Origin of the sequence: Streptomyces sp. KL2, from assembly GCF_046529545.1 — a bacterium.
GTDB lineage: Bacteria > Actinomycetota > Actinomycetes > Streptomycetales > Streptomycetaceae > Streptomyces > Streptomyces radiopugnans.
Genome location: NZ_CP127170.1, coordinates 3,466,785 through 3,493,084, shown reverse-complemented (window position 1 = coordinate 3,493,084; position 26,300 = coordinate 3,466,785). Strand labels below are relative to the sequence as shown.

General features: G+C 74.8%; 22 protein-coding genes. 9 read left to right on the top strand and 13 right to left on the bottom strand.

Annotated elements, in window-relative coordinates; translation table 11 throughout:
* Window positions 1-78 precede the first annotated feature (78 nt).
* Window positions 79-1,221, top strand: a complete 1,143-nt coding sequence (locus tag QPK52_RS15880) for a flavin-containing monooxygenase (protein ID WP_410540350.1) — start codon at window positions 79-81, stop codon at window positions 1,219-1,221.
* Between the two features lie 32 nt (window positions 1,222-1,253).
* Complete coding sequence (locus tag QPK52_RS15875) at window positions 1,254-1,439, top strand: NUDIX domain-containing protein (RefSeq protein WP_410538149.1); 186 nt, start codon at window positions 1,254-1,256, stop codon at window positions 1,437-1,439.
* Window positions 1,440-1,506: 67 nt separating this feature from the next.
* Here the strand turns inward: QPK52_RS15875 and QPK52_RS15870 are convergent, their stop codons facing one another.
* Both QPK52_RS15870 and QPK52_RS15865 read right to left on the bottom strand, forming a co-directional pair.
* Window positions 1,507-2,028, bottom strand: a complete 522-nt coding sequence (locus QPK52_RS15870; RefSeq protein WP_410538147.1) for an ATP-binding protein — start codon at window positions 2,026-2,028, stop codon at window positions 1,507-1,509.
* Between the two features lie 546 nt (window positions 2,029-2,574).
* Window positions 2,575-2,949, bottom strand: coding sequence for an STAS domain-containing protein (locus QPK52_RS15865; protein WP_410538146.1), 375 nt, complete (start codon window positions 2,947-2,949; stop codon window positions 2,575-2,577).
* Between the two features lie 335 nt (window positions 2,950-3,284).
* Here QPK52_RS15865 and QPK52_RS15860 point away from each other — a divergent pair, with 335 nt between their 5' ends.
* Together QPK52_RS15860 and QPK52_RS15855 are read left to right on the top strand one after the other, a co-directional pair.
* Window positions 3,285-3,881 (top strand): RNA polymerase sigma factor, encoded by a 597-nt coding sequence (locus QPK52_RS15860; RefSeq protein WP_410538145.1) that lies wholly within the window; start codon window positions 3,285-3,287, stop codon window positions 3,879-3,881.
* Window positions 3,878-5,068 (top strand): MDMPI N domain containing protein, encoded by a 1,191-nt coding sequence (locus tag QPK52_RS15855; protein ID WP_410538144.1) that lies wholly within the window; start codon window positions 3,878-3,880, stop codon window positions 5,066-5,068. Before QPK52_RS15860 ends, QPK52_RS15855 begins: the two co-directional genes overlap by 4 nt.
* Before the next feature lie 64 nt (window positions 5,069-5,132).
* On the opposite strand, the gene purU is transcribed toward QPK52_RS15855, so the two are convergent.
* Together purU and QPK52_RS15845 are read right to left on the bottom strand one after the other, a co-directional pair.
* Window positions 5,133-6,017 (bottom strand): formyltetrahydrofolate deformylase, encoded by an 885-nt coding sequence (purU, locus tag QPK52_RS15850; RefSeq protein WP_410538143.1) that lies wholly within the window; start codon window positions 6,015-6,017, stop codon window positions 5,133-5,135.
* A 133-nt stretch (window positions 6,018-6,150) separates the two neighbouring features.
* Complete coding sequence (locus QPK52_RS15845) at window positions 6,151-6,588, bottom strand: SCO4402 family protein (protein WP_410538142.1); 438 nt, start codon at window positions 6,586-6,588, stop codon at window positions 6,151-6,153.
* A 232-nt stretch (window positions 6,589-6,820) separates the two neighbouring features.
* Between QPK52_RS15845 and QPK52_RS15840 the strand changes: the two genes are divergently transcribed.
* Window positions 6,821-8,167, top strand: coding sequence for an ABC transporter substrate-binding protein (locus QPK52_RS15840; protein ID WP_410538141.1), 1,347 nt, complete (start codon window positions 6,821-6,823; stop codon window positions 8,165-8,167).
* A 38-nt stretch (window positions 8,168-8,205) separates the two neighbouring features.
* On the opposite strand, the gene QPK52_RS15835 is transcribed toward QPK52_RS15840, so the two are convergent.
* The gene (locus QPK52_RS15835) at window positions 8,206-9,672 is read right to left on the bottom strand and encodes a hypothetical protein (RefSeq protein ID WP_410538140.1); all 1,467 of its coding nucleotides are present in this window, start codon (window positions 9,670-9,672) and stop codon (window positions 8,206-8,208) included.
* 201 nt (window positions 9,673-9,873) lie between these two features.
* Window positions 9,874-11,259, bottom strand: coding sequence for a transcriptional regulator (locus QPK52_RS15830; protein ID WP_410538139.1), 1,386 nt, complete (start codon window positions 11,257-11,259; stop codon window positions 9,874-9,876).
* A gap of 355 nt (window positions 11,260-11,614) precedes the next feature.
* On the opposite strand from QPK52_RS15830, the gene QPK52_RS15825 reads away from it, so the two are divergent.
* Window positions 11,615-12,322 (top strand): bifunctional DNA primase/polymerase, encoded by a 708-nt coding sequence (locus QPK52_RS15825; RefSeq protein ID WP_410538138.1) that lies wholly within the window; start codon window positions 11,615-11,617, stop codon window positions 12,320-12,322.
* A gap of 164 nt (window positions 12,323-12,486) precedes the next feature.
* Here the strand turns inward: QPK52_RS15825 and QPK52_RS15820 are convergent, their stop codons facing one another.
* Both QPK52_RS15820 and QPK52_RS15815 read right to left on the bottom strand, forming a co-directional pair.
* Window positions 12,487-13,356: an alpha/beta fold hydrolase gene (locus tag QPK52_RS15820; RefSeq protein WP_410538137.1), complete on the bottom strand. Its 870-nt coding sequence runs from the start codon at window positions 13,354-13,356 to the stop codon at window positions 12,487-12,489.
* Window positions 13,357-13,827: 471 nt separating this feature from the next.
* On the bottom strand, window positions 13,828-14,523 hold the full coding sequence (locus QPK52_RS15815) for a metal-dependent transcriptional regulator (RefSeq protein ID WP_093659044.1): 696 nt from the start codon (window positions 14,521-14,523) through the stop codon (window positions 13,828-13,830).
* A gap of 224 nt (window positions 14,524-14,747) precedes the next feature.
* On the opposite strand from QPK52_RS15815, the gene QPK52_RS15810 reads away from it, so the two are divergent.
* Window positions 14,748-15,620, top strand: coding sequence for an SIS domain-containing protein (locus QPK52_RS15810; protein ID WP_410538136.1), 873 nt, complete (start codon window positions 14,748-14,750; stop codon window positions 15,618-15,620).
* Between the two features lie 61 nt (window positions 15,621-15,681).
* On the opposite strand, the gene QPK52_RS15805 is transcribed toward QPK52_RS15810, so the two are convergent.
* A complete protein-coding gene (locus tag QPK52_RS15805) occupies window positions 15,682-17,100 on the bottom strand; it encodes a PAS domain-containing protein (RefSeq protein WP_410538135.1) in 1,419 nt (472 codons plus the stop codon).
* Between the two features lie 434 nt (window positions 17,101-17,534).
* Window positions 17,535-18,188 carry a pyridoxamine 5'-phosphate oxidase gene (gene pdxH / locus QPK52_RS15800; RefSeq protein ID WP_410540349.1) on the bottom strand — a complete coding sequence of 218 codons (654 nt, stop codon included), beginning with the start codon at window positions 18,186-18,188 and terminating at the stop codon, window positions 17,535-17,537.
* Window positions 18,189-18,626: 438 nt separating this feature from the next.
* On the opposite strand from pdxH, the gene QPK52_RS15795 reads away from it, so the two are divergent.
* Entirely contained in the window at window positions 18,627-19,727 is a 1,101-nt protein-coding gene (locus QPK52_RS15795) for a citrate synthase 2 (protein ID WP_410538134.1), read from the top strand.
* 216 nt (window positions 19,728-19,943) lie between these two features.
* On the opposite strand, the gene QPK52_RS15790 is transcribed toward QPK52_RS15795, so the two are convergent.
* Both QPK52_RS15790 and QPK52_RS15785 read right to left on the bottom strand, forming a co-directional pair.
* The gene (locus QPK52_RS15790; RefSeq protein ID WP_410538133.1) at window positions 19,944-21,515 is read right to left on the bottom strand and encodes an alpha/beta fold hydrolase; all 1,572 of its coding nucleotides are present in this window, start codon (window positions 21,513-21,515) and stop codon (window positions 19,944-19,946) included.
* Window positions 21,516-21,623: 108 nt separating this feature from the next.
* Window positions 21,624-24,572, bottom strand: coding sequence for an FAD-binding and (Fe-S)-binding domain-containing protein (locus QPK52_RS15785; RefSeq protein WP_410538132.1), 2,949 nt, complete (start codon window positions 24,570-24,572; stop codon window positions 21,624-21,626).
* Window positions 24,573-24,741: 169 nt separating this feature from the next.
* On the opposite strand from QPK52_RS15785, the gene serC reads away from it, so the two are divergent.
* Window positions 24,742-25,860, top strand: coding sequence for a phosphoserine transaminase (gene serC / locus QPK52_RS15780; protein ID WP_410538131.1), 1,119 nt, complete (start codon window positions 24,742-24,744; stop codon window positions 25,858-25,860).
* A gap of 117 nt (window positions 25,861-25,977) precedes the next feature.
* Here serC and QPK52_RS15775 read toward each other — a convergent pair whose 3' ends face one another.
* Window positions 25,978-26,295, bottom strand: coding sequence for a MazG-like family protein (locus QPK52_RS15775; protein WP_410538130.1), 318 nt, complete (start codon window positions 26,293-26,295; stop codon window positions 25,978-25,980).
* Window positions 26,296-26,300 lie beyond the last annotated feature (5 nt).

The window sequence follows — 26,300 nt, the reverse complement described above, 5'->3', positions numbered from 1 at the left end:
GGGCCCGCGATGTCGTCCCGGCGTTCGGAGACCGGGCACGCGGGGGAGGAAGCGGGGCATAGACTCATGGGCATGCACATGTCCGACGACAGCAGACCGGTGCACATCATCGGGGGAGGTCCCGGCGGGCTGGCCACCGCCGCCGCGCTGAAGGAGCGCGGCATACGGTCCGTCGTGCTGGAGAGGGCCGACTCCGTCGGGGCCTCCTGGCGCGGCCACTACGACCGGCTGCGCCTGCACACCACGCGCCGCCGGTCCGCGCTGCCCGGCATGCCGATCCCGCGCTCGTACGGGCGCTGGGTGCGCCGGGACGACCTGGTGCGCTACCTGGAGGACTACGCGCTCCACCACCGGCTGGAGATCGCCGCGGGCGTGGAGGTCAGCCGCATCGACCGGGCCGACGACGGCAGCTGGGTGCTGCGGGCCAACGGCGGCCGGGAGCTGGCCGCGCCGGTGGTCGTGGTGGCCACCGGGCACAACCACACCCCGCGCGTGCCCGACTGGCCCGGACGCGACTCGTTCAAGGGCGAGCTGCTGCACGCCCGCTCCTACCGCGACGCACGGCCGTACGAGGGCCGGGACGTGCTGGTCGTCGGCACCGGCAACACCGGCACCGAGATAGCCCTGGACCTGGCCGAGGGCGGCGCGGCCCGGGTGCGGCTCGCGGTGCGCACCCCGCCCCACATCGTCCGCCGCTCCACCCTGGGCTGGCCCGCGCAGGCCACCGGCATCGCGGTACGGCGGCTGCCGGTGCGCATGGTGGACGGAATGGCCCGGGGGCTGGCGAAGGTCTCCCTGCCGGACCTGTCGCGCCACGGCCTGCCGCGCCCCGAGGCCGGCCTTTACACCCGGGTGCGGCAGGGCGCGATCCCCGTGCAGGACACGGGTTTCGTCAAGGCCGTGCGCCAGGGCCGGATAGAGCCGGTGGCCGCGGTGGAGTCCTTCGACGGACCCGAGGTCACCCTCGCCGACGGCAGCACCATCGCCCCGGACGCCGTCATAGCGGCCACCGGCTACCGGCGCGGGCTGGAGGAACTGGTGGGCCACCTCGGCGTGCTGGACGAGCGCGGGCTGCCCCGCGCCCGCGGCCCCCGTACGGTGCCCACCGCCGCGGGCCTGTACTTCACCGGCTACACCAACCCCATCAGCGGCATGCTGCGCGAACTGGCCATCGACGCGCGGAAGATCGCCCGGGCCGTCGCGCGCACGACGACCGAGTGACGGGCCGGTCGGCGGACGGGCCGACAGGCCCTGTGCCGGACCCGGTCGCGTGTCCGCCCGCCGCGCGGGTCGTCTGCCTGGACGCCGCCGACCGCGTCCTCCTGCTGAAGTGGCGCGACCCGTACGACGGTTCACGGCTCTGGGAGCCGCCCGGCGGCGGGATCGAGCCCGGTGAGACGCTTCTGGAGGCGGCCCGGCGCGAGCGGTTCACCCCGTGACGGCCGCCGGGAGAGACAGGGGGCGGGCCGGGGTGCGGTCGGAGGCACGGACGGCAGTGGCGCGGCGTCAGGTGCGGACCGGCTGGGCCCGCGGCTCGTCGTAGGCCCCGCGCGGGGCGGTACGGGCCGCGGCCCTTCCGGTGTCCCCGGCGTCCCGGGCGTCCACGCTCTCGGCCACCGCGCCGCTGCCGCGGTCCAGTTCGCACCAGATGCGCTTGCCCGCGCCCTCGTGGAGCCAGCCCCAGCGGTCGGCGAGCCCGACGACCAGCTCCAGACCGCGTCCGCCGGTGGCGTCCCCCTCGGCCCGCCGCCGCAGCGGCGGGCTGCTGCTGGTGTCGGCGACCTCGATGCGCACGGTCCCTCCCCCCGCCACGAGGCACCCGGAGAGGAGCATGCGCAGCACCGCGGGGCGCCCGGTGTGGACGACGGCGTTGGTCACCAGTTCCGATACCAGCAGCACCAGCGTCTCCACCATGGACTCGTCCGGCTCCATGCCGAAACCGGCCAGTCTCGACCGGGCCCATCTGCGGGCTCTGCCCACCTCCCTGGGATCGCTTCCGACCTCCAGCTGAACCTGAAGCATCTGCACCCTTCACACCGTCCATGGCCCGGGTCCGCACGGCCTCACGCCGACGCGAGGCCACTGTCCGTTCCCCCGGTGTCGCACAGAGTGCTGGAACCGGCGCCGCGGCAACAAGCGCTTCGGGCATATTCCGGCGCAAAGGAGTAGTGACACCGCATACTGTGCGACGCCCGGGCCGGGGAGTCGAACATCCGAGCCCGGCGGGCGGAACGCGCTCCGGCACGCGGCGGTCGGCCGCGGCGCGCCACCGGACGCGCCGATATGCGACCGGATGCGCCCGCAATCGCCAACTCCCCTTCCCTCGACCGCTTTTCGTGATCGACTCGGGTCGTGGAAGCGGTGGCGGCGCTATCGCCGTCCTCGGCGCCCTGCCGGGCCCGGGCATCACCTGCGCGCCCGGCGCCGGACGACCGCGTGCGGCGAGGAGCCGGACCACCGGGCCCGGACGCCCTCCGGGTCTCCCCGGAACAGGCCATCGAGGGCTTCGTCCCGGCGGCGCCCCGTGCGGGCGGGCCCCGGAGACGGGCGCCGCACCGGCGCGGCGGGGAGGGGTCAGGCGCTGAGCGGGCTGGCGGCGTCGTCCGTCGCCTCGTCGAGGTCCGGGTAGCAGTCGAAGAGCCTGCGGACGCCGAGCGCGGCGAGGACCCGGTTGACGTGGGATCCGTCCACCGCGCCCTGGGCGGGGAGGATCAGCCGGAGGCGGCCGGCGCACGAGCGCATCAGCCGGCGCGACGCTATGAGGACGCCGACGCCGCTGGAGTCGCAGAACAGCACCTGCGACAGGTCCAGTACGAGGCTGCGGCGACCGTCGGCCACGGCGTCGTGCACATGCTGGCGGACCAAGGGAGAGGTGACGAGATCCAGCTCACCCGACACCCGCAGCACGGCCCACTCCCCCCGGTCCTCCCCGATCACCTTCAACGACACGTGCCCGTAGTCCCTTCATCCGCCGACACCGACCGGAACGTTCCCTTCCCGCCTTGCCCCCTCGCCGACCGCCCCTGCCGGGCATCGTCACGACACCTGCAGACCTCGACCCTATGCCGAACCGGGTCACCGCCTCTCCCCACTTCCGGTCACACCCGCGTAACACACCACCGGACCCGGACAGGACCGAACGGTCCCGATCAACACGAAGGCGCACGAAGTGACCGGTCCGCGACCATGCGCAACCGTGTGGAGGAGCACACTGCCGTAAAGGGAGGCATCCTGTCAGCTTCTGCCATTACATTCGAGATGAGCAGCAGGCTGGGGGGTGGAGGATGCCGAACGAGACGCCCGACGGGACACCCGGCACGACGAGTCCTCACCGGGACCACGAGATGCGGCGGCGGCTGGTACGCGGTGAGGAGGCCGCGCTGGCAGAGCTGTACGACGGTCACGCCTCCGTGGTGCGCGGCCTCGCCCACCGCTTCCTGGACGACGAGGAGGCCGCGGACCGCGTCGTGGCGGAGGTCTTCGCCGAGGTCTGGGCGGACCCCGGGGCGTACGAGCCGGAGCGCGGCTCGCTGCGCCTGTGGCTGACCGAGCTCACCCAGCGGCGGGCGCTGCGGCACCTGGACGCGATCTCCCTCGCCCCGGAGTCGCGGGCCCGGCTGGAGGAGCGGATCCGCGCCGCGTCCGCCGCCGCCCGCGCCGACCGCATGGTCACCGCCATGCCCGGCTCGCTGCGGACGGCCCTGGAGCTGGCGTACGTGGGGCGCCGGGACTACCGCGAGGCCGCCGCCGAACTGGGCGTCAGCGAGGGTGAGGCGCGGCGGCGGATGAGGCTGGGGCTGCAGTTGCTCTCCACGGCCGCCCGCCCGGCCCCCCATCCGCCGCGTCCGCCCGCGGGGGACGGAACGGAGAAGGCCTCGTGAGTCCCGCCGGGGGCCGGGGCACCGGTCCGGTGACCGGGCGGACGGCCGGGCCGGCGTCCGCGGAGGGCGGTGAAGAGGGCGCCGCGGAGGACGGCCGCACCTCCCCGGACGAGCATCTCGCCCTGAAGTCCCTGCTGGGCGTGTGGGCCCTGGCGGTCTGCTCGCCCGAGGAGACCGCCGCCGTCGAGGCGCATCTGCCCCGGTGCCCGTCCTGCGCCGAGGAGGCGCGGCGGCTGCGGGACGCCGTGGGGCTGATGCACCGCGAGGAGAGCCTGGACCCGGGCCCGCTGCTGCGCTCGCGGGTGCTGGACGAGTGTCTGCGCCGACGCCCGGCCCACACGCCCCTGCCGGAGTGGGCGGCGCCGTACGACGCCGAGACCGCGCGGCTCGACGCGCTGCTGCGCGACATGGGCGAGGCGGAGTGGAACACCCCGGTCCGGCTGCACTGGGCGACCGGCGAGCGCACGCTGACGCTGTGCGGGGTGCTCGCCCACCTCGGTTCGGTGGACGGCCTGGTGGCCACCGCGCTCGGGCTGGACGACCCCCTCGGCCCCGGCGCCCCGCGCACCGTGGGCGACCGCACGGAGGCGGCGATCGAGCGGTGCCGCGCGCACGGGCCGCCGTTCGTGCGGAACAAGTGGCGCACCCAGACCCGGAACATCGTGCGCACCGCGGCCCTGCACGCCCATGAGGCCGATCTGCCGGTGGACTTCGCCGAGTTCCGGCGGCCGTTGCGCGACGCGCTGGCCGGGCGGGCGTTCGCGTGCTGGATCCACGCGGAGGACATCGCCACGGCGGTCGACTACCCGTACGAGCCGCCCGCGCCCGAACACCTGGCCCGTATGGTCGACTTCATCGCCCGGCGGCTTCCGGAGGCCATCGCGGCGCGGCGCCGCGCCGGGCTGGCCGCCCCGCCGCGCCGGCTGACGGCGGCGGGCGCTCCGGGCCGCACCCTCCACCTGGAGATCGGGGGCCGGGGCGGCGGCGACTGGTACATCCCCCTGGACTCCCCGGCCGCCCTCGCCTCCCCGGAGCACACGGTGGCCCGTCTCGCGCTGGAGGACACGGAGTTCTGCCGGCTGGCCGCGGGCCACGTACCGCCGCGGGAGGCGGCCGCGGGCCGGGAGGGGGACGACGAGGCGGTCGGCGACACCCTGCGGGCCGTGGCCTCGCTCTCCCGGATGTGACCCCGCCCTGCCCCGTCCGCCGGCCCGCCCCGGCGCGGGCGCGGCGGGGCCGCGGGCGGGACCGTCAGTCGAAGACGACCGTGCGGTGGCCGTTGAGCAGTACGCGGTGCTCGCTGTGCCACTTCACCGCGCGGGCCAGCGCCTGGCACTCCACGTCCCGGCCGACCGCCACGAGCTGCTCGGGGGTGAGCTCGTGGCCGACGCGCTCCACCTCCTGCTCGATGATCGGGCCCTCGTCCAGCTCGGCGGTGACGTAGTGCGCCGTGGCGCCGATCAGCTTCACACCGCGCGCGTGGGCCTGGTGGTAGGGCTTGGCGCCCTTGAAGCTCGGCAGGAAGGAGTGGTGGATGTTGATGATCCGTCCCGACAGCTCCTTGCACAGCTCGTCCGAGATCACCTGCATGTAGCGGGCCAGCACCACCAGCTCCACGCCCTCCTCGCGGACGATCTCCAGCAGCCGCGCCTCCGCCTGCGGCTTGGTCTCCCTGGTGACCGGGATGTGGTGGAAGGGGATGCCGTAGGAGGAGACCAGCTCCTCGAAGTCGGTGTGGTTGGAGACCACGGCCACGATCTCGATCGGCAGCGCGCCGATGCGCGTGCGGAACAGCAGGTCGTTCAGGCAGTGCCCGAACCTGCTGACCATGAGGACGACGCGCATCCGCTCGTCGGCGCGGTGGATCTGCCAGTCCATCTGGAAGGAGTCGCCCACCGCAGCGAAGCTCGCCCGCAGCTTCTCCACGGTCACCGGGGCCTCCGCGCTGAAGTGCACCCGCATGAAGAACAGCCCGGTGTCGTGGTCCCCGAACTGCCGGCTGTCCTCGATGTTGCAGCCGGTCATGAAGAGGTAGCTGGAGACGGCGTGCACGATGCCCTGTTTGTCCGGGCACGACAACGTCAGGACGTACTGCTCGGGCTTCTCGGGCACTGCGGTGGGCTGCGGCTGGCTCATGTGCACAAGCGTGGCACATCCGGGCCGGGCGCCGTGACCGGTCCCCGCCTGCGGGAACGGGGCCGGGACGGACGGGCGGACGGGGCGGCGGCGCGGCAGGGCGACGGGACGGCGCCGGGGCGGGGGCCGGGGGTCAGGCGGTCCGCAGCATGGCCGCCAGCACGTCCAGCGAGTGGGGCGGACGGTCCGGGTCCTCGCCGTCGTTGGCGGAGAGCAGGACGTGGGCGTCGCGCGCCGCGTGGACGGCCTCCGGCCAGCCCGGGTGCTCCAGATAGGCGGCCACCGGGGCGTCCGCCCCGACCTGGTGCATGATCCGCAGAACGCGCAGCACCGCGACGTCGACGAGCGCGGCCTCCTGTGCGTCGCGGAAGATCGTGCCGATGTACTTGTCCGCGGACCAGTTGTCCAGCCAGGTGTCCTCGACCAGGCGGTAGACGGCGTCCGTGACGTCGCCGTACCCGGGCAGGCCCGTCAGCCAGCACTCCCGCTGGAAGACGGGGTCGGAGAGCATGTGCAGCGCCGAGCGCACATTGCTGCGCCAGCGCCACCAGGGCATGTCTTTGGGCGGCATGCCGTCCATGGTGCTCGAACGACCGCCGCGGCGGGAAGACCTCTCCTGACCCTGCCGGCCCTGCCCGCTCTGCTCACCCTGCTGTGGCTCACCCTGTTGTGCCTGCACGGTCGTCGATCGTACGTTCCGCACCGGACGGATCCGCGCACCCCCCGCCTGTTCACCCCGTCGTTGCTCCGCGTTGGCTGTTCATCACTCGTCCGTTACAGCCGCGGCGGAATCGTTCGGGGTCATGACCGCATGGCGTAGCAAACGTTCCGCTAGGACCATGGCCACCCTCGCCGCCACCACGGGGATCTGCACTTCACTGCTCACCGGCTGCGGCATGCTGCCCGGTGACGCGAGGGCCGACGAGGGCACTGTGACCGTGATGACTTGGGCCCCGGAGGGGACCGAGGCCACCAACATGCCCGGTATGCCGGCTATGGCACAGGCATATGCACGCTGGGTGAACGCCACCGGGGGCATCAACGGGCGGACACTCCGTGTTCTCACCTGCAACGATCACAACGACTCGGTGGGCGCCGCGCGGTGCGCCGACCGCGCCCGCACCGAGGAGGTCGCCGCGGTCGTCGGCTCGTACAGCCAGCACGGCCGTACGTTCATGACGGCCCTGGAGTCGGCCGGCATCCCCTACCTCGGCGGTTACGGCGTGACGGACGAGGAGTTCACCAGCCCGCTGTCGTACCCGGTCAACGGGGGCCAGGCCACCCTGCTCGCCGGGAACGGCCACCAGCTCGCCGACCACTGCGAGCGGGTATCGCTCGTACGCCCCGACACCGTCTCGGGCGACCAGCTCCCCCGGCTGCTCAACGCCGGCCTGGCCACCGCCGGCGACCGGGGCCCGGCGGCCGACATCCGCGCCCCGGAGGACGCCTCCGCCTACACCGAGCACGCCAGGCGCGCCCTGGCCGGAGTGGGCCTGGGGGAGGACGGCGGCGGGGCCCGGGCCGCCGGCGGGACGGGTGGCGGTGCGGACGGTGCTGCGGGGGGCGGGGCGGAGGGGGCCTGCGTCACCGCCGTGCTCGGCGGCCGTACCGACACCTTCTTCGACTCCTTCCGGCGGCTGCGCGAGGACGGCCCCGGAGTGCGGATCGCCTCGGTGCTCGGCAGCGTGCAGCAGTCGCTCGTGGACCGGACGGGCGGCCCGGACAGCCAGTGGGAGGGCGCGTACGCCACCGGCTGGTACCCGGTCTCCTCCGACCCGCGCTGGGCACAGATGAAGAGCGTCATCCGCGAGCACGCCTTCGGCGACAACCGGATCGACGCCGCCGACCCCGGCGTCCAGACCACCTGGATCGCGTACACCGTACTGCGGGCGGCGCTGGAGCACACCGAGGGGCCCGTCACCGCCAGGACCGTCCGGCGCGCCCTGGAGACCATGCCCCCGGTGGACACCGGAGACCTGACGCCGCAGCTGAGCTGGCGCTACGACGACATGCTGGCCGTGCGCGACCATCCGCGGCTGGTCAACGCGATGGTGACCTTCCAGCAGATCAGGAAGGGCACGCTGGCCCCGGCCCGCAAGGGCTTCGTCGACGTGCGCGACACCCTGGAGACCGTGCCGGGCGGCGGCTGAGGCCACGCGCGCGGCACGGCTCCGGACCGGGCACGCGGTCAGAGCTGGCTGAACTGCCTCTCGGGCAGGCCGTACCGGCGGGCGGTCGGATTCCACAGTCCGGCCGCCCTCTTCTTGGCCGCCGTGGCGTCGCCGCTGGCCTTGTTGCCCTGGGCGGTCCGGTCGGTGATCCGGGCCTCGCCCTTCCGGCAGCCCTTCTTCCCCGCGACCTGGTCGGCCCACGCGGCGTAGTGGTTGTCCGCGGCGGCCGACGCCTTCCACGCATCGGTGAGCGCGTCGGCCAGCTCCTGATGCCTGGGCAGTTCGTCGATCTCGATCTCGTCCAGCCTGGTGACCAGGTCGTTGCGCTGCCGGGCGGCGTCGCGCAGATCGGCGGCGGCCTTGCCCAGGTTCTCGCACTTCTTGATGTTCTCCACCGACCGGATGACCGCGTTGCGGCTGTCGTTGCTGTCCGCGAGCAGCTTGTCCAGTTCCTTGGCCTGGGCCTCCGCCGGATCGGCCGAGGGGGACGGCGACTGCTCGGGCTCGGCGGGGGCCGGCACCTCCGCCCGCGGCTGCTCCACCGGCTTGTCCCCGCCGCTCAGCGCCGCGCCCGCGGCCAGCCCGGCGGTGACGAGCCCGGCGACGACGAGCCCGGCTACGGCGGCACGCGGCAGACCGCGCCGCCCGCCGGCGGCCCGGCCGCCGTCCCCGTGGCCACCGGGGCCGCCGTAGCCGCCGTGGCCGCCGCCGTAACCGCCGTGGCCGCCACCGTAGGAGGGCTGTGCGGCTCCCGGGTCGATGGGCGGAAGCTGCTGGGTGGCGTCCGCGGGCTGGGCGCCCGGCTGGACACCAGGCTGTGCGCCCGGCTGTGCGCCGCCCCGGAACAGGCCGTCGAAGTCCGAGGGCGGGGTGGTGCGGTCGCCGGGAGCGCCGGGGCGTATCCCGTACGGGGCTCCGGCGGGCGGCGGAGGCACCGGGCGCGAGGCGGCGGGCACGCCTTCGGGCGGCAGCGGCCTGCGCAGCATCGTGGTGCTCTCGGTGTCGCGCTCCGGGGGCGTGCGGCCGGTGACCGGCCGCAGGACCCGGGTGGCGTCGTCCAGGCTCTCCTGGCCGCCCCGGCCGCCCTGGGCACCCGGCGAGCCCGGGGCCCCCGGCGCCGTCTGAGGGGTGTGGGGGGCGTGGGGGGCCTGGGGGGCGTGGGGCGCCGGGCCGGACGGGGTCATCGGGGGCAGGAGCTGCGTCTCGTCGGCGGCCCCGGGCACGGCACCGGCCGCCGGGGGCTGCGGCGGAGGGCTCGGCGGCCGGTACTGCGGCGGCTGCGGCCGGGGAGCCGGCCCGCCCGGGGGCGGGGCCGGCTGCCCCTGCTGCCCGGACGGGGCGGCAGGTCCCCACGGCTGCCCCCAGGGCTGCCCCGCCGGCGGGCTCACCTGGGAGTCGCCGTGACCGGGAGTCCACCGGTCACCGTTCGACGGCAGGACAACACCCTCACGCGCCTCGTCGCCCTGTCGGCTGTGCGTCGTCACCGGGACTCCTCGTTCGCCTGACTACCAAAACACGACTGCGAATTCGTCGGCTCACGCTACCCGGTCATTCACACGGTCGACCACGCCCCCGGAAGGGCTGCACATTCTCCCCACCACCGGCCGGGGCGAAACCTCACCGTTCGCCTTCCTCGCTTCCCCCGCCTTCCCCGCCGCCCTGTGCCGCCCTCTTCCCCGCTCCCCTCACGCCGCCGGCTCCAGCCGCTGCGCGAACTCCCTGACCACGGGCTCCTCCCGGTGGGGCTCCAGCCGTGCCCGGAAGTCCTCCAGGTACTCCGAACCCCTCTGCGAACGCAGGCCGTTCAGCAGCTCCACCGCCTGCGCTCCCGCATGGCAGGCGTGTTCCAGCTCACGCTGCTGGAGCCGCGCGGTGGCGAGCAGCAGCAGGTCGATCGCCCGACGCCGCGCACGCCGTTCCGGATGGCCCGCCAGGGCCTCCTCGGCGCGGCGCTGGGCGGGGGTGGGCTGGTTCAGGTCCCGGTGGCAGTGGGCGAGTTCGTCGGCCAGGTAGGCGGCGTCGAAGTGGCCGATCCACTCCGGGTCGTCGCCCGCGTCCGTCGCCGACTCCGCCCGGTCGAACGCCGCCAGCGCCCGCCCCGCGGCGAGCTGGCAGGTGCGGGCGTCGCCCATCAGCGCGTGCCCTCGCGCCTCCGCCGCGTGGAACATCGCCTGTGCCCGCGGGGTCACCCGGCCTCTCGTGCCCTCCTGGGCGGCTCTCGCGAGCTGGGCTATCTCCCGGGGGGTGCCCAGCGAGGCCGCGAGGTGGCTCATGCCCGCGGCGAGCACATAGCCGCCGTACGCGCGGTCGTCCGCGGCCTGGGCCAGCCGCAGCGCCTGGATGTAGTACCGCTGGGCCAGGCCGGGCTGCCCGGTGTCCACGGCCATGTAGCCGGCGAGTTCGGTCAGCCGGGCGACCGCGGCGAACAGCTCGCGTCCCACCGCCTCCGTGTAGGAGCCCGTCAGCAGCCCGGAGACCACGCTGTTGAGGTAGTGGACGACCACCGGCCGCACATGGCCGCTGCCGTAGCGGTGGTCCAGCTCCGACAGGGCCGCGGTGGTGTCCCGCACGGCCGCGACGTCCGATGCCCCCACCCTCGGGCCGGTACGGCGCTCCACCTCGGGGTCCGGGGCGGAGATGAGCCAGTCGCGGCTGGGCTCGACCAGTGCGGAGAACGCCCCCGACCGCGCGGCGAGCAGATCGCGGCGCCCCACGTCGCTGCGCCACAGCTCGCTCGCCTGCTCGACGGCGCCGGAGACGGTGGGCGCGAACCGGAGGCCGACCCCGGCTGCCATGTTCCGGCCGCCCGCCATGCCGATCTCCTCGACCGTCACCGTCCGGCCGAGCTTGCGCCCCAGCGCCTCGGCGATGACCGACGGCGCCCGGCCGCGCGGCTGCTGGCCGCGCAGCCAGCGGGCGACGGAGGTCTTGTCGTAGCGCAGGTCGAGCCCCTGCTCCGCCCCGCACATGTTGACGCGGCGGGCCAGCCCGGCGTTGGAACAGCCTGCCTCCTGGATGAGCGCCTGCAGCCGTTCGTTCGGCTGCCGTGCGACCAGCGGCCTCGCGGCCATACGGTCCCTCCCTCTGCGTGCTGCCTGTCCTGACCGCGCCGCCCTTCCCGACCGCGCCGTCTGCTGTGGCTGCTCTTGCGAGTGCTCCTGTGACTGCTCTGCCTGCTCTGCCTGCTCTGCCCGGTCCGGGCGCCCCGGGTGCTCCGGGCGCTTCGACCGCACCGCCGGGCGCATATGCCAAGATTTCCGGCGTCGCGCCGCACAGGGAACTACCCACCCAAGGCCGTCCGTTCATGCACGCGCCCCCGCCCGTGCACCTGTGCGCCCCGTGTGCCGGAACGATGCCTCAGATGAATCGATCCCCAAGCCGTAACCCTTCGTCACAGAGGAAGTTGTGATCATCGTGGAGGAGCTCATGAGCATCACAACAGCGACAACCGCGGTCGCGACCGGTCCCGACGTCACCGGACGGCACGGCGGCGCGCCGCCCGGCCCGGGCCCGCAGAGTCCGATGGTCGAACACGCGGTGCGCTACACGAGGGAACAGCTGTGGGACGTGTTCCCCGGCGCATGGCTCGAGACCGCGGGGGGCATACCGCGCTGCTCGTGCGGCGCGGCGGACTGCGGGGCGCCCGGCGCGCACCCCATGCGCCCCGACTGGGCGGCGCAGGCCACCGGCGGCGCCACGGCCGTGCGCCGCATGTGGGCCGACCGGCCCCACGCGTCGGTGCTGCTGCCGACCGGGCGGGCCTTCGACGCGATCGAGGTGTCGGAGACCACGGGCTGCCTGGCCCTGGCCCGGATGGAGCGCATGGGCCTGGCGGCCGGCCCGGTCACCGTCACTCCGGACGGGCGGATGCTCTTCTTCGTCCTGCCCGGCGGCGCGGCCGGACTGCCGGACCTGGTGCGGGGACTGGGCTGGTCGCCGAGCGGTGTCGACATGACCGCACGGGGCGACGGCGACTGGGTGGCGGCCCCGCCGACCCGGGTGGGCGCCCGCGGCGCGGTGCTGTGGGTACGGCAGCCGGAGGGCGCCGGGCACCGGCTCCCCGACATCGAGGAGATCGTCCGGCCGCTGGCCTACGCCTGCGGCCGCGACGCCGCCGCCGCACGCGCGCGCTGACCGGTTTCGCCCCGTTCCCGTGCCCGGCGGTCCGCGGCGGGCACGGGAACGGGGCCCGGGAGCGGCGGGAGGAACGCATCCGGCGGCCGGTTCACGGCCGCCCGCCCGGCACCCGGCACCCGGCGCGCCTCGGCCCCGGCGCCGGTCCGCCCGGCCGGCGCCGCTCAGGCCGGGAGCGCGCCCTGGAGGAAGGGTTCGACGGCCTGCCGCCACTGCTCCGGCTGGTCGTAGTGGACGAGGTGGCCCGCGTCGGCGACCTCGGCGTAGACGCCCTGGGGCAGCACCCGGACCATCTCCTGGGCCTCTGCGCGTCCGAGTTCCCCGTCGATGCCGCGGACCACCAGGGCCGGGCAGCGCACCAGGGCCAGCTCCTCCCAGTGCGCCTCGTGCACCCATTCCTGGCGGATCATCAGCATCTGGCGGCGCGAGAACACCGGACGCCAGCCGTCCATCCGCTCGGCCATCACCTCGGTGAAGAACTCGCCGCGCGAGGGGCTCGGGCGCTCCAGGCGCGGATCCTCTTCGCCGAACCACCTCCGGACGTCCGCGAGCGTGGCGAAGGGCACCGGCCAGGTCGCGAGCCACTGCTCCCAGTCGCGCTGGGAGCGCTTGCCCAGCGCCGAGGCGCGCATGTCGCAGATCACCACGGCGCGCACCAGGTCGGGGCGCTTGGCCGCGAGCTGCCAGGCCGTCAGCGCGCCCATCCCGTGCCCGACGAGCGCCACGGGCGCCAGGCCGAGCTGCTCGATGACCGCCTCGGCGTCGGCGACGTACGCCTCGCGGCCGAACGGGCCGTCGGTCGGCTTGTCGCTGCGACCGTGTCCGCGCTGGTCCAGGCAGACGGCGCGGTAACGCCCGGAGAGCCAGCGGGCGGTGGACGCCCAGTGCGAGCCGCGGCCCATCAGGCCGTGCAGCAGCAGCACGCCCGGAGCCTGCCCGTCGCCCCCCGGCAGCGTGCCCTTGGGCGGGTCGGCGAACTCCCAGGCCGCGAGCCGCAGACCGCCCGCTCCCCTGACGTTGATGCGTCGAACCATGCGTCCCGGCACCCCCATCCCTCCCGTCCGCGTCATGCGCCTGCCTCGTCGTCTGCCGGCCTCACGCTATCGAACTTTTATTCGAACAAGCCCATCTGACGTGCAACACCCCTCTTTTGAGTGACACTCAGCGAGTGTCGTTCGGCCGGGCCGAGGGGAGACAGCTACCGGGAGGCGGGCCGCTCGGGGACAGGGGCCCGCGGGGAGCGACCCTGGGAGTTCGGGGCTCAGGGTCGCACAGGGGGGCGGCGGAACGGGGGGACACGGGGAGGCGGGGCCCCGGCGGCCGACGACGGCGCCGGGGCCCCGGTGGTACGACAGCCCCATGACGGCTCCCCTTCCGTCTTCCCGTACGCCTCACCGAAAGCGTGCCACGACACGGTCCCCGCCATCCGCGCTCCGCGCAACCCCGGACCGCCGGAGGGCCGGTCGCCGGGCGCCCTCCCCACGGCCCGGCCCTCCGGCCCGCCCTCAGCGCCTGGCGACGAACACGTGCGTGGCGACGTCGGCGGTCAGCTCCGCCGCCTCGCCGCCGCTGCCGACCTGCACGCCGCCGCCCGCACCCGGCGTCACGCTGACCACGGCGCCCGGCTGGACGCCGGCCCGTCGCAACGTGTACATCAGCTGGGCGTCCGTCTGGATCGGCTCGCCGATCCGGCGCACCACGACCGTCTTGCCGTCCGAGCCCGCGTCCAGCTCCGACAGGCTCACCATGTCGTCGCTCAGGAACGGCCCGGCCTCCGACGGCTCGCCCAGCTCCTCCAGGCCCGGGATCGGGTTGCCGTAGGGGGACTCGGTGGGGTGCCGCAGCAGCTCCAGCACGCGGCGTTCCACCGCCTCGCTCATCACGTGCTCCCAGCGGCACGCCTCGGCGTGCACCTGCTCCCACTCCAGGCCGATCACGTCGACCAGGAGGCACTCGGCCAGCCGGTGCTTGCGCATCACGCGCGTGGCCAGCCGCCGCCCCTCCTCGGTCAGCTCCAGGTGCCGGTCGCCGGCGACCCGGACCAGGCCGTCACGCTCCATGCGGGCCACCGTCTGGCTCACCGTCGGGCCGCTCTGGTCGAGCCGCTCGGCGATACGGGCACGCATGGGGACCACGCCCTCCTCCTCCAGCTCCAGGATGGTACGGAGATACATCTCCGTGGTGTCGATGAGTCCGGACATCGTGCCCCTCGTCAGCTCGTGCGGTGGCCCTGGAAACCAATTCTGACGCATGGAGCCGACAACCGTTCCCGGTCCGCCGGGAGCCGTCCGTACGCCGTACCGAAGCGCGGCCCTCCGTACGCCGTACCGAAGCGCGGCGTATTGACAGCGCACTGGTCCAGACCTCACCGTGATCGCGGCGTCACGGGATGTCCCGGGGCGCGCGCCGGAGCGTTCACCGGAGCATGCGGCCGGACGCGCCGGGGCCGTACGACGGCGGCACACGACGGGAGGCCGGGGCGATGGGCGGGACGGCGGGCGGGACGGCGGACGAGGCGGCAGGCGGGACGACGGACGGGACGGCGGACGGGAGCAGCCCGGCCGAGCGGTTCATCGACGCGGCCATCGGCCTGCTGGAGCGGGTCCGGAAGGAGGAGGCCGGCAGCATCTCGGCCGCCGGGACGCTGATCGCCGACGCCTTCACCGGCGGCGGCCGCGTCTTCGCCTTCGGCGCGGGCCACTCCTCCCTGCCGGCCCAGGACGTGGTCTACCGGGCGGGGGGCCTCGCCGTGCTCAACCTCCTGCCCGTGCCCGGCGCGGTCGGCGTCGACGTGGTGCCCGCGACGCTGGGCAGCGCGCTGGAACGGGTGGAGGGGCTGGCCGCGGCCGTGCTGGAGACCTCTCCCGCGCGGGCCGGCGACGTACTGGTGGTGATCTCCCTGTCGGGCCGCAACGCGCTGCCGGTGGAGATGGCCTCCCGCGCCCGGGAGCTCGGCCTGAAGGTGATCGGCGTGACCTCGGTGGTGTACGCGTCGGCCACCTCGCCGCGCAACCCGTCGGGCACCTTCCTGAAGGACCACTGCGACGTCGTCGTCGACAGCAAGATCGCGGTGGGCGACGCGGAGCTGACGGCGGACGGCGCCGGCGCCCCCTTCGCCCCCGCCTCGACGGTGGTGACCGGCGCGATCATGCAGGCCGTCGTCGCCTCGGCCGTGGGCGCGCTGGCCGCCCGCGGCGTCACCCCGCCCCTGCTGCGCTCGGGGAACGTGGACGGGGGCCACGAGTGGAACGCCCGGGTGATGGCCGAACACGCGGACCGGATCTTCTACCTGCGCTGACGGCCCGGCCCGCGTCCCGGCCTCGCGTCACGGTCCCGCGCCCCGGCTCCCGGGCGCGGGCTCAGTCCCGGGACAGGGCGCGGGCGAGGTCGACCGCGGCGGCGACGCGGTCGGCGACGCCCTCCGCGTAGACCGCGTCCGAGCGGTCGAAGGCGCGCCGGCTCGCCCCCCGCAGGAAGGTGAGCACGCCCAGGGTGCGGCCGCGGCTGCGCAGGACCACGCACAGGCCGTGCACCGTGCCCTCCGGCCATCTGCGGGCCCGCGCCCACCCCTGCACCGCCGCGCCGCCCACGCTGGTGCGGACCGGGCCGCAGCGCTCGTACGCCTGGAGCGCCGGGTGGTCGCGCGCGTAGGGGACCGGGACGCCCGTCGTCGTGCCCGGGGCCGGGGCCTCGGCGGTGCGCACCAGCCGGACCGGCGAGCCGGCCGCCGCCAGGTCCAGCAGCGCGTGGTCGGCGAAGCCCGCCAGCGCGAAGTCCAGGTGGACGGCCGCCGCCTCCATCGGGTCCTCGCACTCGGCCGCGGCCCGCGCCGCCCGGTGGATCTGGTTGCCCCGGAAGCGGAACCGCGCCGCCTCCTGCTCGGCCCGCCTGGCGTCCGTGACGTCCGTGAAGAACCACGCCACGCCCAGCGGCACCGGCGTCTCCTCCGCCATCGGCGAGACCAGCCGCAGGAAACCGCTGCGCCAGCAGCGCCGCGCGTCCCCGGCCGGCCCGTCCTCCCGGCCGTCCTCCCGCCCGCCGGCCGGCGGGCGCAGCGTCACCCACAGCTCCGCCGGAGCGGGCGGCGGGCCCTCCGCCAGCACGTGCTGGAGGGCGCTCTCCAGTTCCTCCACGCCCTCCCCCACCAGCTCGCCCAGCGGCCGCCCGAGCATGGCCGTACGGCCGACGCGCAGCGCGCGGGCGGCGTGGAGGTTGGCGACGGCCGGGCGCAGGTCGGCGTCCACCAGGACCACCCCCCACGAGGCGCCCTCGAACAGGGCCTCGCTCAGGGCGATGGACCGCTCCAGGTCGATCTGCGTGCGCACCTCGCCGAACGCGCAGTACACGCCGGTCGGCCGGCCGTCCGCGCCGCGCACCCCCGAGCACTGCACCCGCACCAGCACCCGTCCGCCGTCCTTGCGCACCAGCGCGAACTCGTGGACCCGGCGTCCCGGCGCGGCCATCGCGGCCGTCAGCCGCCCCTGGACGTCCTCCGCGTCGGCGGCGCGTACCGCCCACCCCGCCAGCCCCCGGCGGCCGACGGCCTCCTGTCTGGTCCAGCCCAGGATGCGCTCGGCCTCGCGGTTCCAGTGGGTGACGACGCCGTCGGCGTCGAAGGCGCACAGGGCGGCGTCCATGCCGTCCAGGAGGGCGGCGAGCAGCAGCTCGTCCTCGGAGTCGGCGAACCGCGGCGGGGCGGCTCCTCCCGCGGAACCGCCGCGGGTGTCGCCTCCGTCACCGGCACCGTGTTCGAAGTGGGTCTCGGACTGAGCCGTCACCTGGCACCCCCAGCTGGACGCTGCGCGCAACTGCACTCCCGATCATTGAACTCGAACGTGACGCAGCACACATGTGATTCACGCAAATCGTTGTGCCCTCGAAATTCGCTTGTCCGTGCCCGTACCGCCGCCTAACGTTTGAGGTACACGAGAAGGGAGGTGGTTCGGCAGATGAGTTGCAACCGGACGCGTGAGGTGGCTGCGGCCTAGGAGGCCGACGTCACAGCGTGATGCCGGCGCCGCCGGCCAATCCCAAGCAGTCACCCGACCCGCGGGCCGTCGGTACGTCCGACCGACCCCCCTCGCGCCGCACGGCGCGACCGGGGCCAAGGCCCGCGGGTCGTCTGCGTCTTCGGGGCCTCCGGGTTCCTCGGAGCCGCCGGACGGGAGGGGCCCGCCGGAGGCCGGCGGGCCCGTCGGGGACCGCGGATCCGTCAGGGACTGAGGCGCTCGACCGTCCAGGCAGCCTCGCCGCCGGAGCCGCCCGAGCCGCCGGAGTCCCGGCGGACGTAGCGCAGGCGGTCGTGGAGGCGGTTCTCGCGGCCCTGCCAGAACTCCACTGTCCGCGCCACCACCCGGTAGCCGCCCCAGTGCGGCGGGACGGGGACCCGCTCCGTCTCCGGATAGCGGGCCGCGAGCTGTTCGTAGGAGCGGTCCAGCTCCTCCCGGGAGGCAACCTTCGAGGACTGCTCGCTGGCCCACGCCCCGAGCTGCGAGCCGTGCGGGCGGGTGCGGAAGTAGGCGGCCGTCTCGTCGCGGCCGGTGCGCTCCGCCCGGCCGCCGACGATCACCTGGCGGGCGACGGCGTGCCAGGGGAAGAGCAGCGAGACGTACGGGTTGGCGTCGATCTCGCGGCCCTTGCGCGAGTTGTAGTTGGTGTAGAAGACGAAGCCGCGCTCGTCGAACTGCTTGAGCAGCACCGTGCGCGAGCTGGGCCGCCCCTGCTCGTCGGCCGTCGAGACGACCATCGCGTTCGGTTCGTGGAGCCCGGCGGCCACCGCCTCCTCGAACCAGCGCAGGAACTGCCCGTAGGGGTCGGGGGCGAGATCCTCCTCCCGGAGTCCTTCCGCCCGGTAGTGGGCCCGCATCGCGGCGGGGTCCAGGTGCGGGCGGTGGGCGAGGGCTTCGCGGGCTGCGTCGTCGGCTTGGGGCACGCGTTCATCTTGCAACACGCCCGGCGCGCGGCATCGGGCGGTGGCGGGCGAGTTTGCCCGTCCTCCGGAGCGTGTACACCTGGATACGGGGAAACGGCGAGTGTGCCGCATCTCACTCTTCCCCGCATCTGCCGAACCGGACAGAATCGCTGGCTGGACCACTGTGGCCTCCGCACAGCGCGGGCTATCGTGTCCGACCAGTCGCTGCCCGGTCACCACCGGCAGCCCAACAGCAGCAGGGCAGGACCGGGTGCCGGCCCGGACCGCCAGCCCCCGCGGCGGCGGAACCGCGCAGGCACGCCCGCAGAGAGCCGACCGGCCCCCTGGGGTGCCCGCCGTCCTCCTACCGAACCACATACGAGGAGCCGCCAGATGTCCGACTTCGTACCCGGACTCGAGGGAGTCGTCGCGTTCGAGACGGAGATCGCCGAGCCCGACAAGGAGGGCGGCGCCCTCCGCTACCGGGGTGTGGACATCGAGGAACTGGTGGGTCACGTCTCGTTCGGGAACGTGTGGGGCCTGCTGGTGGACGGCAGCTTCAACCCCGGTCTGCCCCCGGCCGAGCCCTTCCCCATCCCGGTCCACTCGGGTGACATCCGGGTGGACGTGCAGTCCGCGCTGGCGATGCTCGCGCCCGTGTGGGGCCTGCGCCCGCTGCTGGACATCGACGAGGAGCAGGCCCGCGACGACCTGGCGCGGGCCGCGGTGATGGCGCTGTCGTACGTCGCCCAGTCGGCGCGCGGCCAGGGTCTGCCGATGGTGCCGCAGCGCGAGATCGACAAGGCCGAGACCGTCGTGGAGCGCTTCATGCGCCGCTGGCGCGGCGAGCCCGACCCCAAGCACGTCGCGGCCGTGGACGCCTACTGGACGTCGGCCGCCGAGCACGGCATGAACGCCTCCACCTTCACCGCCCGCGTCATCGCCTCCACCGGCGCGGACGTGGCGGCGGCGCTGTCGGGGGCGGTCGGCGCGATGTCCGGCCCGCTGCACGGCGGTGCGCCCTCGCGCGTGCTGGGCATGATCGAGGAGATCGAGCGGACCGGGGACGCCGAGGCGTATGTGAAGGGCGCCCTGGACCGCGGTGAGCGCCTGATGGGCTTCGGCCACCGCGTCTACCGCGCCGAGGACCCGCGCGCCCGTGTGCTGCGCCGTACCGCCAGGGAGCTGGGCGCACCGCGCTTCGAGGTCGCCGAGGCCCTGGAGAAGGCGGCGCTGGAGGAGCTGCACAACCGGCGCCCGGACCGGGTGCTGGCCACCAACGTGGAGTTCTGGGCGGCGATCGTGCTGGACTTCGCCGAGGTCCCGGCGCACATGTTCACCTCGATGTTCAGCTGCGCCCGCACCGCCGGCTGGTCGGCGCACATCCTGGAGCAGAAGCGCACCGGCCGCCTGGTGCGCCCCTCCGCGCGCTATGTGGGTCCGGGCTCGCGCAGCCTGCGGGAGATCGAGGGCTACGACGAGATCGCCCGCTGACCCGCGTCCCGGCGCCCGCGTCCGGGCGGCGGGACGTACGGCCCTCCGGCCCCGGCGTGACGGCGGCCCCGTCGCGCCGGGGCCGGCCCGCGTCCGGGCTCGCTCCCTCCCGCGCCCGGGCCCGCCGGCGGAACCGACCGCGGAAAGCGGACGGCCGTACCCCGCCGGAGGCGGCGGGGTACGGCCGGTGGACGCCGGCGCGGGCCGGCGGGGCGTTCATTCGCGCACGGGGATCTCGGCGTACGAGGGGTCGTCCGCGGGCGAGGAGAAGGTGAGCCTCGCGCCGAACGGGTTGTGCTCGGCGTAGAGCGGGTCGACGGTGTCGATCACCAGGGCGAGCCGGTGCCCGGCCGGGACGTCGTAGGCGGTCGAGAACAGCTCCAGGTCCACGCCGAACGCCTCGCCCGGCGTCTTGCCGTGGAAGCTGAACGGCGCGTGGGTGACCAGCCTGCCCACCCCGAGGGCGTTGACGTCGTAGAGGTGGGCGACGAAGGTGCCGCTGGACCTGTCGGCGGTCACCGTGGTGTGCAGCTTCGCGGTGCCCCGGATCTGCCGGGCGGTGGTGTACCGCTCGGACTTCCAGACCGCGGAGTACCGGTCGGGCAGCAGCGGGACGGAGACCGTCGGCGGGATGCCGGTGAGCCGGTCGAAGATGCTGGAGAGGAGGACCGTGCCGCCGTTCGCGCCGGAGTCGACGTTCGCCAGGACGCGATCGGTGTCCTTCAGCGCGATCCGCTCGGTGCCCGAGGGGACGGACTTCCAGTCGGGGTAGCCCTCCTGGTCGCCCTGGCGGTCGGTGAGCTGGACGGGCCGCTCGCGGTCGATTCCGTTGTCCTCGCCCTTGAGGTGGTGGTCGAGCCAGCGCTCGGCGTTGTTCCACACCTCGTTGGGCAGGCCCAGCAGGCCGGGCATCTCGGGGGTGGCGTGGTCTCCGTGCCGGAACTCCAGGCGCTTGGGACCGGTCAGCTTCTCGTAGAAGTCGGCGTACTGGTTGGGCGGGAAGATCGAGTCGCCCCAGGCGTTGCCCAGCATGATCGCGGGCCCGTTGGCGTTGATGCGGTCGATGTGGGTGGCGGCGGAGCGCTTCTCGCCCCAGGCGATCATGTCTCCCTCCTTCTCCAGGTCGGAGGAGAGGAAGCCGGTGATGATCTCCTGGAACTCGTCGCCGGGGCGGCCGGTGAGGTAGCCGGCGCCGGTGAGGAAAGCGGCCGCCTGGGTGTGCTGGGTGCGGCCGCTGTAGATGGAGCCGACCAGGTCGGCCCAGCCGCTCATGGCGACCACGGCTCTGATCCGGTCGTCGTGGGCCGAGGCCAGCAGGCTGATGCCGGCGCCGTAGGAGATGCCGGCCATGCCGATCCGCCCGGGGTCGGCGGGGGTGTTGGCCAGCGCCCAGTCGATGGCCTTCGAGGCGTCGGCGACGTCGGGCGGGCCGGCGACCTCGATCTCGCCGCCGGACTGCCAGAAGCCGCGCGAGTTGTAGCTGAGCACCACGTAGCCGGAGTCGGCGAGCTTCTTCGCCTGGGCGAGGTACTCGACCTGCGGCATGGACCAGCTGGTGGGGAGCACGACGAGCGGGTAGCGGCGCTCGCCGTCCGCGTCGCCGGGGACGACGACGTTGGCGGCCAGCGGCGTGCCGCCGTCGCCGGGGATCTCGACGAAGCGGACGGTGGACGGGGCGGTCGCGCCGTGGGCGGCGGAGGCCGGGCCGGCGGCGGTCCCGGCCAGCATCGCGGCCGAGACGGCGGCCACGGCGGTGGACGTGCGCAGGCGCCTGCGGGGGTGTCCCATGGGTCCCCTTCCTGTGTCGTGCCGCCGGCGTGGGGGCGGCCGGCGGGCGTGCGGGGGAAGCGACCCGAGAGTAGACGCAGAACTTACCGCTGGTAACCCGACAGTAAGTTACGCATCCGTAACTTTCGCCGTGCCCCCCGTCGCGCCACCGGGCGGCCCGTCCAGCGCCTCGGCCAGCACCTCCGCCAGGTGGCGGGCGCGGTACCCGCCGAGCTGGGCGAGCTGGGTGCGGCAGGAGTAGCCGTCGGCCAGCAGCTCCGTACCCGGCTCGGCGCCGCGCACCGCCGGCAGCAGCTTCTCCTCCGCGCAGGCGGCCGAGACCTCGAAGTGCCCTTTCTCGAAGCCGAAGTTGCCCGCCAGCCCGCAGCAGCCGTCGCTCAGCCCGCCGGTCAGCCCGGCCTTCTCCCGCAGCCGCCGCTCCGCCGCGTCGCCCAGCACGGCGTGCTGGTGGCAGTGGGTCTGGCCGGCCACCGGGCGGCCGATCCGCGGCGGGGTCCAGTCGGGGGCGTACTCCTCCAGGGCCTGCGCGAAGGTACGCACGGCGGCGGCCAGCCGCTTCGCGCGCGGATCGTCCGGGAGCAGTTCGGGGGCGTCGGTGCGCAGCGCCGCCGCGCACGGCGGTTCCAGCACGACCACCGGGGCCCCCGCCTCCAGTACGGGCTCCAGCCGGTCCAGGGTGCGGCGCAGCACGCGGCGCGCGCCGTCGAGCTGGCCGGTGGAGATCCAGGTCAGGCCGCAGCAGACCCGGTCCGCCCCCGGCGGCGGGACCACCTCCAGCCCGGCCGCCTCCAGCACCCGGACGGCCGCGGTGCCCGCCTCGGGGGAGAGGTGGTTGGTGAAGGTGTCCGGCCACAGCACGACGCGCCGCCCGCCGCGCGCCGGACGCACGGGGCTCGTGCGGCGGTGCGCGCGCCACCGGCGCAGGAACGGGGCGCGCGGCAGCGGCGGGATGTCCCGCTCCGGGGCGATGCCGCCCAGCCGCTTGGCCAGGGCCGCCAGCGGGGTGCGGGCCAGGGCGTTGAGCAGCGGCGCGGTACGGGTGGCCGCCACCGCCCGCAGCCACAGCGGCAGCCGGCCCATCGTGTAGTGGGCCGTCGGACGGCGGCGGCCCGCGTAGTGGTGGTGCAGGAACTCCGCCTTGTAGGTGGCCATGTCCACCCCCACCGGGCAGTCCCTGCGGCAGCCCTTGCACGACAGGCACAGGTCCAGCGCCTCGCGGACCTCCTCCGAGCGCCAGCCGTCGGTGACCACCTCGCCCGCGAGCATCTCGTGCAGCAGCCGCGCCCGGCCGCGCGTGGAGTGCTTCTCCTCCCCCGTCGCCCGGTAGGAGGGGCACATCACGCCCGGACTCCCGGCGGGGTTGCGGCACTTGGCCACCCCCACGCAGCGCCGTACCGCCGCGGAGAAGTCGCCGCCGTCGCCCGGGTAGCCGTAGACGACGGGAAGGGGCTCGCGCGGCAGCGGCGCGAAGCGGAGGTTCTCGTCCAGGCGGTGGGGGCGCACCAGCATGCCGGGGTTGAGACCGCCGTCGGGATCCCACAGGTCCTTGAAGCGGCCGAACAGCTCCACCGTCTCCCGCCCGTACATGCGCGGCAGCAGTTCGGCGCGCGCCTGCCCGTCGCCGTGCTCGCCCGACAGCGAGCCGCCGTGCGCGACCACCAGACCGGCCAGGTCGGTGGAGAAGCGGCGGAAGCGGGCGATGCCCGCCTCGCCGATCAGGTCGAAGTCGATGCGCACGTGGATGCAGCCGTCGCCGAAGTGGCCGTACGGCAGCCCGCGCAGCCCGTGGTCGGCCAGCAGCGCGCGGAAGTCCCGCAGATACGCGCCCAGCCGGGCGGGCGGAACCGCGCAGTCCTCCCAGCCGGGCCACGCCTCGCTGCCGTCGGGCATGCGGGTGGCGGTGCCGGAGGCGTCCTCGCGCACCCGCCACAGGGCGCGCTGCCCGGCCGGGTCGGCGACCAGCGCGTGGTCAGCGGCGTCCCCGGCCGCCGCCCGGCACAGCCGCTCGGCACTCGCCCGCGCCTCGGCCGCGTCCGCGCCGCCGACCTCGACGAACAGCCACGCCCCGCCCCGGGGCAGCAGCGTCCGCTCGGCCTCGGGCACCAGATCGCCCGCCATGCCCTCCACCGTCAGCGGGCGGTGCGGGAGGAGGGTGACGGCCGCCTCGGCCGCCGCGCTCTCGTCCGCGTAGCCGAGCACCGCCAGCACCCGTGCGCCGGGCCGCTCCACCAGCCTCACCGTGGCGGCCGTGACCACCCCGAGGGTGCCCTCGCTGCCGGTGAACGCCCGTGCCCAGTCCTCGCCCCGCTCGGGCAGCAGCGCGTCCAGGGCGTAACCGGAGATACGGCGCGGCAGATCGGGGAAGCCGGTGCGCAGCCGGGCGAGCTCCCCGCCCACCAGTTCCCGCGCCCCGGCGCGCAGCCGCTCGGGCACGCCCTCCCCGCCGGGCGCGAGCCGGGCGCGTTCACCGCCGTAGGTGAGCACGTCCAGGGCGCGGACGTTGTCGGCGGTCGTGCCCCAGGCCACCGAGTGGGAGCCGCAGGAGTTGTTGCCGATCATCCCGCCGATCGTGCAGCGGCTGTGGGTCGAGGGGTCGGGGCCGAAGGTCAGCCCGTGGGCGCCGGCCGCGCGGCACAGGTCGTCCAGGACCACGCCCGGCTGGACGACGGCGGTACGCGCCCGCGGATCGACCGACAGGACCGCGTCCATGTGGCGGGTGAAGTCCAGCACCACCCCCGTGCCCGTCGCCTGCCCGGCGATGGACGTGCCCCCGCCGCGCGGCACCACCGGCACCCCCAGCTCCCGGCACACCGCCAGCGCCGCCGCCACGTCGCCGGCGTCGCGCGGCGCGACCACGGCCAGCGGCACCCGCCGGTAGTTGGACGCGTCCATCGTCACCAGCGCGCGGGCGCCCGCGTCGTCGGCGACCTCCCCCCGTACGGCCGCCCGCAGCGCCCGCACCGCCTCCCGCGCCCGCTCGTACTCCTCCGCCTGCGCCGTGCGCTCCAGCGCCGTGCGCGCCTGCTCCCGTGCCGCCCTCGCCGCGTCGTCACCCATGGCAACAGCGTGCATCCCGACCGGCCCCGTCCGCACCAGGCGCCCCTCGGTGTGTTCCGCCACGTGCTCCGCGGCACGCCTCGCCGTGCGTCCACGGCCCGTCCACGGCGCGTCTCGCGGGGTGGACGCCTCACGGAACACACGACGGACACGGACTACGCTTCACAGCGTGGCCGATCTCCAGATTCCCGCAGACATCAAGCCCGCCGACGGACGATTCGGTTCGGGCCCGTCCAAGGTGCGGACGGAGGCGCTGAGCGCCCTGGCCGCCACCGGTACGTCCCTGCTGGGCACCTCACACCGCCAGGCTCCGGTCAAGAACCTGGTCGGCAGGGTGCGCGAGGGAGTGAAGGAGCTCTTCGGTCTTCCGGAGGGTTACGAGGTCGTCCTGGGCAACGGCGGCTCCACCGCCTTCTGGGACATCGCGACCCACGGCCTGATCGAGTCCAGGTCCCAGCACCTGTCCTTCGGCGAGTTCTCCTCGAAGTTCGCCAAGGCCGCCAAGCTCGCCCCCTGGCTGGCCGAGCCGTCCGTGATCTCCTCCGAGCCCGGCACCCACCCGCTGCCGAGCGCCGAGGCGGGCGTGGACGTGTACGCCTTCACCCACAACGAGACCTCCACCGGCGTCGCCATGCCGATCAAGCGGGTCGAGGGCGCGGACGAGGGCGCGCTGGTCCTGGTGGACGCCACCTCCGGCGCGGGCGGCCTCCCGGTGGACGTCTCCGAGACGGACGTCTACTACTTCGCCCCGCAGAAGTCGTTCGCCGCGGACGGCGGCCTGTGGCTGGGCGTGTTCTCCCCGGCCGCGCTGGAGCGGGCCGAGCGGATCGCCGCGACCGACCGGCACATCCCGGCGTTCTTCGACCTGCCGACCGCGATCGACAACTCCCGCAAGAACCAGACGTACAACACCCCGGCCATCGCCACCCTCTTCCTGCTGGCCGACCAGCTGGAGTGGATCAACGGCCAGGGCGGTCTGGACTGGGCCGTCTCCCGCACCGCCGACTCCTCCTCGCGGCTGTACGGCTGGGCGGAGAAGTCGGAGTTCGCCACGCCCTTCGTGGCCGACCCGGCCCAGCGCTCCCAGGTCGTCGGCACGATCGACTTCGCCGAGGGCGTGGACGCCTCCGCGATCGCCAAGGCGCTGCGCGCCAACGGCATCGTGGACACCGAGCCGTACCGCAAGCTGGGCCGCAACCAGCTTCGCGTGGCGATGTTCCCGGCCGTCGAGCCGGCGGACGTCGAGGCGCTGACGGCCTGCGTGGACTACGTCGCCGAGCGCCTCTGAGCCGTACGGCGGCCCGTACACACCCGGCCGCCGGCCGCCGGCCGCCGGGGCCCGTCGCGGTCCCGGCGGCCGGCGGCGCCGTCCTCCCCGCCGTCCCCGCCCCTCGCGGGAGGCGGGTCAGCGGGGCGCGTCCCGCGCGGCGACGCGCTCCAGGTTCTCGCGGAACACCCGCTGCGCGTCCGGGGTGATGGTGCGCAGCGCGACCATCGCGGTGAGGGCCACGTCGCACAGCTCCTTCTGCACGTCGTCCCAGGTGTGGCTGTGCCCCTTGCGGGGATTGGAGCCCATCGCGCCGTGGACGGCCTCGGCGACCTCCCCGGCTTCCTCGCCGATCTTGAGGATGCGCAGCAGCCGGGCCGTCTCCGGTGAGGCGGTGCCGTGTTCGTCCAGCCGCTTCACGAGTCGGCCGATCGTCTCCCAGGTCTCGTCGTCCATGTGCG